This window comes from Epilithonimonas bovis DSM 19482 (assembly GCF_900108115.1).
GTDB classification, from domain to species: Bacteria; Bacteroidota; Bacteroidia; order Flavobacteriales; family Weeksellaceae; genus Epilithonimonas; species Epilithonimonas bovis.
The window spans coordinates 1-9,769 of record NZ_FTPU01000061.1 but is presented as its reverse complement, the minus strand read 5'-3'; the positions used below and the strand labels follow the sequence as shown (position 1 = coordinate 9,769).

The following is a 9,769-nucleotide window of genomic DNA, read 5'->3' as shown; positions in this document are numbered from 1 at the left end:
TTTATTCCGAAACAGAAAACGGCATCAAAACCCAAATTTGGTGTACCCTGATTGCACAGCTACTGTTGCAGGTTCTACGTGTAAAATCAAAGAGCAAAAAGGCATTTTCTACCATTGCGGCACTCATCAGGATTCATTTAATCAGCCATCTGGAAATATTTTGGATGGTACAGAACAGCAGGAGAACTTACACGAAACAGAAAAAACGAAGAAAACCACCTTGGATACAGACAGAATTGTTCTGAAAAACAGAGAGGTGGGTTTTTGTATTCTTATAAAAACATATTGAAAAACAATGTTTTATGAAGGAATATTACTCATTTGTGTGTTTATCCGTTTGATAGTGATTTTTTAATAATTTTCAAAATACACTCTTCTGTTAGCTCTGTTTTTCCATTCCGGGCATTTAGCAGCTGGTTCACATTCAGGATAAAGAAGATCTTTCTCACCACGGCCAACAACTTCTAATTTGGACGGATCTGCACCGTGCTGAATCAAATAGTTTTTAACATTATTTGCTCTTCTTTCCGATAATCCCTGATTGTATCGGTCTGTACCTCTTGTATCAGTAGCACCAACGATCCTAAACTTACTGGTTGAAGAATTAATATAGTTGATTGCGTTATTAAGAATCTCTGTGTTAGAAGGTAATATTCTGTCAGAATTTAAGTCAAACTCAATACCTTTCAGGATACTTGCAGCATCAGTAACGACACCTGTGTCTGAATTATTAACCGTTAACGGGCAACCGTTATTCTCAACAGGGCCTGGGACTGTAACGCACTTATCATTAAGATCGATTACTCCATCCAAATCTACGTCCAGCGCGACACCAGCTCCGTCAACCCTTGCTCCCGCAGGTGTATCCAACTGTCTGTCCCAATCATCACAAACACCGTCATTATCCACATCGCCTTTCTTACAAACTTCGATATCCTGTGTTTTATCAGCAAGGACATCCAATTTGTAATAAATCTCCTGTAAAGGATCATGCCACATTAGGTGCGATTCGTGTTTACCAAGTTTTAAGGTTACACCAAGAGTAGTATTGAAGAAATTATCAGAAATCTGATCTTCAGTCAGGTTATAGCCTGTTTGTCCAACGCCAGCACCATCGAACTCATCATCACCGGTTACAACATACATTACTCTTCCTTCTATGTCAATTCTGTTATTGACTTTAAATTTGAGACCAGCACCAGCTTGCCCAAAAAGGGAACCTAGCTTGAATGGTTTTTTCTCAAAATTAAGGGTTTGATTATATGGGCCAGGATCCTGACGGTAAGATCTGTACGCTATCGTTCCAATACCTGCATAACCATGAAGCGCCCATCTGTAAGGTGATTTGTTATCAACTCTTCTTAAAATATTAGAAAAGTTAACATCTCCCAATACCGAAATAGCATCGTATTGTGTACGGCCTGCAATTTGCTTATCAGGTAAAGCTACATGATCTTTGGTTGATGCATAACCCTGTCTTGTTTCTCCTCTGTCATATTGTAAATTAATACCAAAAGCATGGGTGATGGCTTTGTCAACACTTACATAAGCTGAGTAGCCAAAAAGATTTTTACCATTACCGTTTTTGATAGATGTCATATCCGCTGACTGCAACAAGGGAACCCCTGCCCCTGCAGATATAGACCAATCGTTAAACTTTTTGGATGATTGAGTAAATGGTGATATATTTTGTGATCCGGAGTTAGCATCAGTAGCCACTTCCTGACCAAGCATATTCATTGGCAACAATAAAAATGCTGGTGCTAATGATAATAAATTTTGCTTCATATTTGATGTTTTTATGTTTATTAATTATTTAGCTACAAAAAAAACTCTTCTGTTAGCTTCATTTTTCCATTCTGGACATTTGGTAGCCGGGTCACATTCCGGATATTTCAAATCATCTTTCCCACGGCCTTCTGCGGTTAAAAGACTTGATGAAACACCTTTGCCAATCAAATAAGCAACTACAGCGTTTGCTCTGTCCTGAGACAATTTTTTGTTGTAGGCAGCTGATCCTCTGCTGTCAGTAGCGCCTACTACGACAAAACCATTGCCTGAATCCAGAGTTTTTATGATTTCTGCTGCATGATCCAAATCTGAGAATGATTTATTACGAATGACATCTTTGTTGAGTTCAAATTCTATTCCATTGAAACTTTTATTGATCTCGTCAACAGACGCTTGTTTTGTCGGGATAACAGTTGCGGTAGTTTTACCGACAGGGCAGCCGTTATTTTCAATAGGACCAGGTATTGTTACACACTTGTCATAAAGGTCGATAACACCGTCCATATCAACATCCAATGCAACTCCTGCACCATCTACTCTGGCTCCGGCAGGCGTATCTAACTGTCTATCCCAATCGTCGCAGATTCCGTCATTATCGTTATCGCCTTTCTCGCAAACATTAAAGTCTTTGAATTTATCTTCTAAAGCATCGGCTTTTACATAAGCCATCTGCAATGGGTCTACCCAACGAAGATGATCAGGATGTTTCCCTAATTTGAAAGACACTCCCAAATTAACCAACCAGGCGTTATCTGTATAAGAATCGTTGATCAGGTTATAACCAGGAACAGCATTTCTGGTCCAACCGCCTCCGTCAAACTCCTCGTCCCCACTTATGAGATATAGCGTACGAAGTTCTACATCCAAAAGTCGGGATATATTATATTTTATACCAATCCCACCAATATATGAGATACTTGCAATACCAAAATCCTGTTCTATGTACATTGGCCACTTGCTAAGAATTGCATCATCCTGCAGGAAAGTTTTATAGCCAACAAAACCAATCCCCGCATAACCGTGCAGAGCCCATCTGAAATTGGACCTGTTATCAGTCCTTCTCATGAGGTTAGAAAAGTTAACGTCGCCTAATAGTGCCAACTGATTAAACTTTGTATATCCGTGTCCAACACCTGCAGCATCATTTAGATGTGCTTTTTGATTGGTTTGCCCACGGGTATAGAGCAAAGACAGGCCAAAAACATGGCTAATCTGCTTATCAAGACTTACATACCCGTTCCAGCCCCAGTCAATCTTACCATCGTAAAAGGACGTAAGATCCGCATGAGCCATAAACGCTGCGCCACCACCAACAGATATAGACCAATCTTTGAAAAGTCGGCTTTTGTTGTTAAACGGTTGTGTCTCAGGCTTGGAGTTATTTTCGCTCTGTGCTAATCCCAGAATAGGCAAGAGTAAAAGTAGAAATAGTTTTTTTTTCATATTCATTTGTGTTACAAAAATCATTTCACATTATTAATTATCTCTCTGGCAAAATCTCTATGATAAAGATTTTTCTCGTGAGGAATTAACAGCTTACCTGATATAAATTTTAAGTTGTTAAATATTATTATATCAATATCAATTATTCTGTCCTGATAAACCTGAAAATAAGACGAATCTTTTGTCCGTCCCATCTTTCTTTCAATCGCTTTGATCTCGGAAAGAAGCTTAAAAGGTGAAAATTGTGTTTTTATTTTAACTGCAATATTACAAAAAATATTAGAACTATCAAATTCAACCGGTTTTGTTAATATTAACTTTGATTTTGATAATATTAACCCGACTTTTGCCTCCAGCTCCAAAAGTGCAGTTTCTATATTTTTTTCCGGATTATTTATATTGCTTCCCAGTAACAAAATGACAGTATTGTACGACATATAAGACAAATAATTTACAGTAAATGAAAAGTTTTTTCAAAATAGTTTTAGCAAATTTAACTGCAATTTTTATATTGATTGCAGGTTTATTCGTATTCTTTATAGGATTTATTATCCTTTCCTCTATATCGGGATCTCCGGATGTCAAGTCAAATTCGGTACTGACTCTGGATCTCAAGACAAAAATTATCGACAGTCCATCGGAGGACCAGGAAGATTTTTTTAATTTTAATAATGATCAAAAAGCCGTTTTGTTGTATGATATACTTCAGGCCATCAGCAAGGCAAAGACGGACGATAAGATCAAAGGGATCAGCCTGGAGATGGATCAGATCAGTGCAGGGATGACTCAACTGGATGATATCAGAAGTGCACTGCAGGATTTCAAAAAAAGTGGGAAATTTCTTTATGCTTATGGTAATACGGTTTCTCAGGGTGCCTATTATCTGGGTTCTGTTGCAGACCAATATTATCTCAATCCCGCGGGTCTTATAGAGCTGAAAGGCCTTTCTACAGAAGTGACATTTTTCAAAAATTTTGCGGAAAAATATGGCATTGGTATCCAGGTCATCCGCCATGGTAAGTTCAAAGCTGCTGTAGAACCTTTCCTGAGAGATGAGATATCGCCAGAAAATAAAGAGCAGCTTTCTACTTTACTCAATGATATATGGAGCAAGACATCCGGGAAAATTTCGGTTTCCAGAAAGATCCCGCTCCAACAACTTAATACCATTACAGACAGTCTGTACAGTTACCTCCCGAATCTTAGTTTGCAATATAAACTGGCGGATCAGCTCATTCAAAAATCGGAGTATGATAATATCATCAGGAAAAAACTGAATATTGATAAAGACAAAAAATTGAATAAAATCTCGTTTGCCAAGTATTCGGAATCTCTATCCTCTGATGACGACGGCGGTAAAATCGCAGTCCTGTACGCCTCCGGCACGATATACAATGGTAAAGGTTATGATGGGATCTACGCCGATACATTTATCAAAGAAATTAAAAAACTACAAAAGGATGATAATGTGAAAGCAGTCGTTTTCAGAATTAATTCACCAGGCGGAAGTGCCAATGCATCAGACGAAATCCTATTTGAACTGCAGCAACTTAAAAGAAAGAAGCCAGTGATTGTTTCTTTTGGTGATTATGCCGCTTCAGGTGGCTATTATATTGCAATGGGAGCTGACAAAATATTCTCGGAACCCAATACTTTAACTGGATCAATAGGTGTTTTTGGAGTTATCCCTTATTTCAAAGAACTGGCTGAGAAAAACGGCATACGCAGCGATGTCGTCTCCACGAATGCCAATTCTAATATGATCTCTGCCATCAATGGTTTAAGCCCACGCACACTCAATATTATGACAAGAGGAGTAGAATCGACTTACCAGCGGTTTGTACATTTTGTAACACAAAACAGGAAAAAATCTTTTGAAGAAATTGATGCCATTGGCGGCGGAAGAGTATGGTCCGGCGTGCGGGCCAAGCAGATTGGCCTGGTAGATGAGCTTGGATCTTTGCAGGATGCTATCAATTTTGCGGCACGTTCTGCTCATCTTAAAACTTATAATGTGGCGTCTTACCCTTCAAAAGTTTCCCGGTTTGAGCAGATGTTCTCCTCTGAGACCGAAGAAGATTTCTCCACCAAATTAATTAAAAGCAAAATTGGTAAAGAAAATTTCAAAATTTACCAGCACATTACAGATCCTGACACCAAGTCTGCAGTTGTAATGGAAAGCCCTTTTTCTATCAAGATTAATTAGAAATATTGCCCTTGTAATATCATAAAAAGTCCGTCATTGATTGACGGACTTTTATTCTTTTTATACCCTGTTTTTTTTCTAAAACCTGTAGGCAATATTCCAACTGAATCCCATGCTGAAACTGCCGGAACTCCGCCCAAATCCTGGTATAATCATCGGCGTTATCTCGTCCTGTTTTGTTGTATAGGCCAGATATCTTGGCTGCAAATTAACATCAATGAAAAAAGGACTTTCAAAAAGCTGTATTCTGGCTCCCAAAAGGCCTTCTACCCAATAACTGCTCTGTGTAGAAGGATCAAACGAAACCGTTATACCCTGGCTGTTAAGTCCTTTTACAGGGATTGCCATATACTCTTGCGAATAAAAACTTCCTGCCAATTTTGCACCGGCATAGAAACCATTCATATCATTTTCCGGGTCGGATGCCAGCATATAGAATCCTCCAACTTTTATAAACAAGCCGTCCGCTTTGGCATCGTATCCGTTTTTCTGATAGATATTTTTATCATAGCCCAAATCTGCAACCGCATGTACCCTCCTGCTGATTCTGCTGGAAATAAATCCCTGAAATAATTTTCTGTCGCTAAACAATCCTGTTCCAAGGTTGAGAACATCTACCCCGATAATAAAATTAGGTTTGTACCTGTATTTTGCCGAATCCTGCTTTTTAGCTATGTCATTTTTTTGAGCAAAACCAGCAACTGAAAAAATACTAAAACCGAAGATAAAAATTGATTTTGCTTTCATCAGATAATGATGTTTGATTTTGTTCAACATTCTGTACGGGATTAGCTTGTAAAAGCTCAGACTTCAGATTATCATAATTAATTTTGAAACCACAGGCCGGCGATACATAGATTGCTTTTTTATCATAACTAACCCTTATTTTGGATCGGTTGCCCGCTTTTCTTAATCTTAGATAAATATCTGTATAACTGCTCTCATCAATCCTCATCGGGACAAAGACAGAATCTGCATTGGCTTGTGACACAATATTTTTTAGAGTACTTCCGCCATAATCTACATCAATATACAAAGAATCTAATCTTAGCAACTGCCCACTGGCATTGATGAATTTCAGTTTCAATCTTGGCGTAGAATCAGCATTGAGACAGATATCATCATCACCTCCACAGCTGGTAAGAAGTAACAGAAATCCGATTAAAAAAAATATCTTTTGCATTGATTAAAGATAAAACAAATAGTTCTATTTTTTTAAAAGTAAGGCAATGTTTTCTACATGATGTGTCTGCGGAAACATATCTACAGGCAATATCTTAACAAGCTCGTAGTCATCCTTCATCAAAGCGATATCCCTTGCTTGTGTGGCAGAATTACAACTTACATACACAATACGCTCTGGTGAAAGTTTCAGGATTTGTTCTACAACCTTCTGGTGCATACCATCTCTCGGCGGGTCTGTTATCAAGACATCTGCCTTTGGATGATTGGCAAGAAATTCATCATTGAAGACATTTTTCATATCACCGGCATAAAACGTAGTGTTATCAAGACCATTAAGCTCCGCATGCTCTATGGCAGCATCTATAGCTTCCTGCACGGCTTCTATACCAATAACCTGCTTTGCATTTCGCGCCACATATTGGGCAATAGTCCCGGTACCGGTATATAGGTCATATACTACCTGATCACCTGTTAGATCTGCAAACTCCAGCGTTTTCCTGTAAAGTTCCAGTGCCTGGCGGTAGTTGGTCTGAAAAAAAGATTTAGGCCCAATTTTGAATCTAAGACCATCCATTTCTTCATAGAGATAACCTTCGCCAAAATAAGTTTGGATGTCCAGGTCATAAATGCTGTCATTGCCCTTTGGATTAATTGCAAAAACCAATGTTTTGATCTGAGGAAACTTAGCAAGTAGAAAATCGAACAACTGGATTCTCTCAGCCTCCATCTCTTTGTACAGTTGGAAAAGTACCATCCACTCACCAGCAGAATTTTGACGAAGCATCAATGTCCTTAAAAAGCCGGATTGTGCTTTTACATCATAGAATTCTAATCCATTATCTACAGCATACTTTTTTACAGCCAGCCGAATTTCATTGGAAGGATCCTCCTGCAGAAAGCATTCTTTGAGATCCAAAATTTTGCTCCACATCCCCGGGATATGGAAACCCAACGCATCTTTATTACCAAAATTTTCTTCTGAACTGATCTCGTATTGCGTTAACCATCTTGCATTGGAAAATGAGAACTCCATCTTGTTGCGATAGAAATACTGCTCTTCTGAACCTAAAATCGGAATGGTTTCAAACCCGGAAACACCACCTATTCTGGTAATGTTGTTAACCACTTCGTTATGTTTAAATTCCAACTGCTTATCATAGGCAATATTTTGCCATTTGCAACCGCCACAGACCCCAAAGTGAATGCATCGTGGTTCTACTCTGTCTGGCGAATATTGCAGAATTTCTACAGCTTCACCTTCAACATAATTGCTTTTTGATTTTTTGACTCGTACATTCACGAGGTCACCTGGGACTGCGCCTGAGACCAAAACGGTTTTGCCTTCGGCAGTCTTACCAACAGAAACTCCTTTCGCACCTGCAGAAAGGAGTTTGATATTTTCAAGAATCTGATTCTTTTTTTTCTTCATTAATTGTATTACTTAGTTTTTGCAGAATCAGCATTATGGTTTTGCTGTAACAACTGGTTCTGAAGCTGAGCCTGTGGATTAACTGTTGGCGCCTGCAGACCTGAGATCTTATTCATCTCCTCAACAAACTTAGCATCACCAAGATTATAAAAAGTCTGGCTGGCCACTTTACCATTTTTATCAACTAGAAAAAAGCCTGGGATTTTGAATCCATAGATGAAAAATTTCTTAGCATATTCTGATGCCAATCCGCCCTCTGCATATAAGTTAGATCCCGGGATACCTTTCAACATTGCATTAGCAGTTTTTGTAAACTGATCTTTGGTATCATCCACATTTACGAATGCAAAGTTAACTTTAGATTTATAAAAATTAACAACTTCTTTCAATACAGGAATAGTAGACTGCGCAATATAAGGATTCCATGAAGCATACGTCATTACCAATGTTGGCTTACCATCAGCTTCGATATAACCGGTTTTACCATCTAATTTTACAAGACTGACCTTAGGGATTTCATCACCAATTTTAAGTCCAAAAACAGCATTGATTGCGGAATTAAGATCTTTTTTAACTTCTGAATCCTTGATGTATTCTTCGCTTACTTTTTTAACTTTTTCTACATCAGATGTATAAGGATTAAGATCAAATTTTGCAATCACAAATGCCAAAAGATAATCTTTAGTTTTCTGAGACATGTCTTTTTCTGTTGCCAAAAACCTTGCGAAGATAGTTGACATGCTGGCAGAATCTTTATCCTTTTGTTTTACAGCAAAATTCTGGAAATTCTGGCCTAGCTTATTCAAAAGATAATTTCTATATACCGGAAGCTCTTCTACCATTCTATCATTATTTTTTGTCAAAGAGTTCTCATAATCAGAAAATGTTTTTGACACTTTATAAGAAGGATCGCCAATGGCCTGACCGTGCGTAGACTCGTACTGAGCCAAAAAAGTAAGGATATTGGTAGTTAATTCGTCTTTTTTAAGTTTAACAACATCACTATCAGGTCCTATCTTATCAGCTGTTGTATCTAGATTTTTCTCAAGATCTGCATATATTTTCTTAATGTCAACTAAGAAATCTGATTCTTTTTTCTGCAACAATTGCATATTAAGCTTGGAACTGTAAGACTGCAGGTATTTTTGAGTTTCGGTAATGAAATCATTATTTTTCTTCGCATCCCCCTCGATTTTATAAATCTCGGGAAAAGTAGCAGCATCACCGTAAACTTTCAGAGTTTGACCTTTCTTCAGATAAATGAAATTCATTTTACCTGCGTAGGTCATAGCATACATGCCATTTTTAGGTGCATTGAATTCACCTTTAAAGTTACCTTTTTCGTCAACACCAAGGTTGACTAACGGTAATGTTGCAACACCAGAAGCTTCAATAAATTCCAACCTTTCCAAAGGAGAACCTCCCTTTATATTACCTTCAACTTTAACTTTGGAGCAAGAAACTACTAACAAAGAAATTAAAAGTAGAAATAAGTATTTTTTCATTTTAAAAATTAATTTTTGCAAAAATAATCTAATTAGAAGTTAAAAAAAAATTGAACTACTGTTTTTATTAAAACATTAACAGAAAACCTAATAATAACCCGTAGTGCATTATAAAAAAGGTTGCTCAAGTGACTAAAAATTAGTATATTGTATTGACTACCAATCAAATACAATTATGAGCAACCTTGAGGCAAGTTACAATTTAATTTT

The 9,769-nt window shown here is 37.6% G+C and carries 9 protein-coding genes; 2 read left to right on the top strand and 7 right to left on the bottom strand.

From position 1 onward, the window contains the following. Nucleotides 1-289, top strand: a 289-nt coding sequence (locus tag B0B05_RS15595) for a hypothetical protein (protein ID WP_221406985.1), incomplete at its 5' end; no start/stop codon positions are given. Between the two features lie 62 nt (nt 290-351). Here the strand turns inward: B0B05_RS15595 and B0B05_RS15590 are convergent. Genes B0B05_RS15590 through folK form a run of 3 tightly spaced genes read right to left on the bottom strand, consistent with a single transcriptional unit; the run spans nt 352 to nt 3,650 of the window. Continuing rightward, nucleotides 352-1,788: an OmpA family protein gene (locus B0B05_RS15590; RefSeq protein WP_076784505.1), complete on the bottom strand. Its 1,437-nt coding sequence runs from the start codon at nt 1,786-1,788 to the stop codon at nt 352-354. A gap of 24 nt (nt 1,789-1,812) precedes the next feature. Next, nucleotides 1,813-3,234 carry an OmpA family protein gene (locus tag B0B05_RS15585; RefSeq protein WP_076784508.1) on the bottom strand — a complete coding sequence of 474 codons (1,422 nt, stop codon included), beginning with the start codon at nt 3,232-3,234 and terminating at the stop codon, nt 1,813-1,815. 20 nt (nt 3,235-3,254) lie between these two features. Next, nucleotides 3,255-3,650 carry a 2-amino-4-hydroxy-6-hydroxymethyldihydropteridine diphosphokinase gene (gene folK / locus B0B05_RS15580; protein ID WP_317044150.1) on the bottom strand — a complete coding sequence of 132 codons (396 nt, stop codon included), beginning with the start codon at nt 3,648-3,650 and terminating at the stop codon, nt 3,255-3,257. Between the two features lie 44 nt (nt 3,651-3,694). Between folK and sppA the strand changes: the two genes are divergently transcribed. Further along, on the top strand, nt 3,695-5,440 hold the full coding sequence (gene sppA, locus B0B05_RS15575; protein WP_076784503.1) for a signal peptide peptidase SppA: 1,746 nt from the start codon (nt 3,695-3,697) through the stop codon (nt 5,438-5,440). Between the two features lie 78 nt (nt 5,441-5,518). Here the strand turns inward: sppA and B0B05_RS15570 are convergent, their stop codons facing one another. The 4 genes from B0B05_RS15570 to B0B05_RS15555 are packed head-to-tail and all read right to left on the bottom strand — an operon-like array spanning nt 5,519 to nt 9,559. After that, a complete protein-coding gene (locus B0B05_RS15570; RefSeq protein ID WP_076784507.1) occupies nt 5,519-6,187 on the bottom strand; it encodes a DUF6048 family protein in 669 nt (222 codons plus the stop codon). After that, a complete protein-coding gene (locus B0B05_RS15565; protein ID WP_076784502.1) occupies nt 6,153-6,623 on the bottom strand; it encodes a DUF6452 family protein in 471 nt (156 codons plus the stop codon). The genes B0B05_RS15570 and B0B05_RS15565 overlap by 35 nt, the downstream gene beginning before the upstream one ends. Before the next feature lie 24 nt (nt 6,624-6,647). Continuing rightward, entirely contained in the window at nt 6,648-8,054 is a 1,407-nt protein-coding gene (rlmD, locus tag B0B05_RS15560) for a 23S rRNA (uracil(1939)-C(5))-methyltransferase RlmD (RefSeq protein WP_076784501.1), read from the bottom strand. 8 nt (nt 8,055-8,062) lie between these two features. Beyond that, nucleotides 8,063-9,559, bottom strand: coding sequence for a TlpA family protein disulfide reductase (locus tag B0B05_RS15555; protein WP_076784500.1), 1,497 nt, complete (start codon nt 9,557-9,559; stop codon nt 8,063-8,065). Nucleotides 9,560-9,769: the final 210 nt, after the last annotated feature.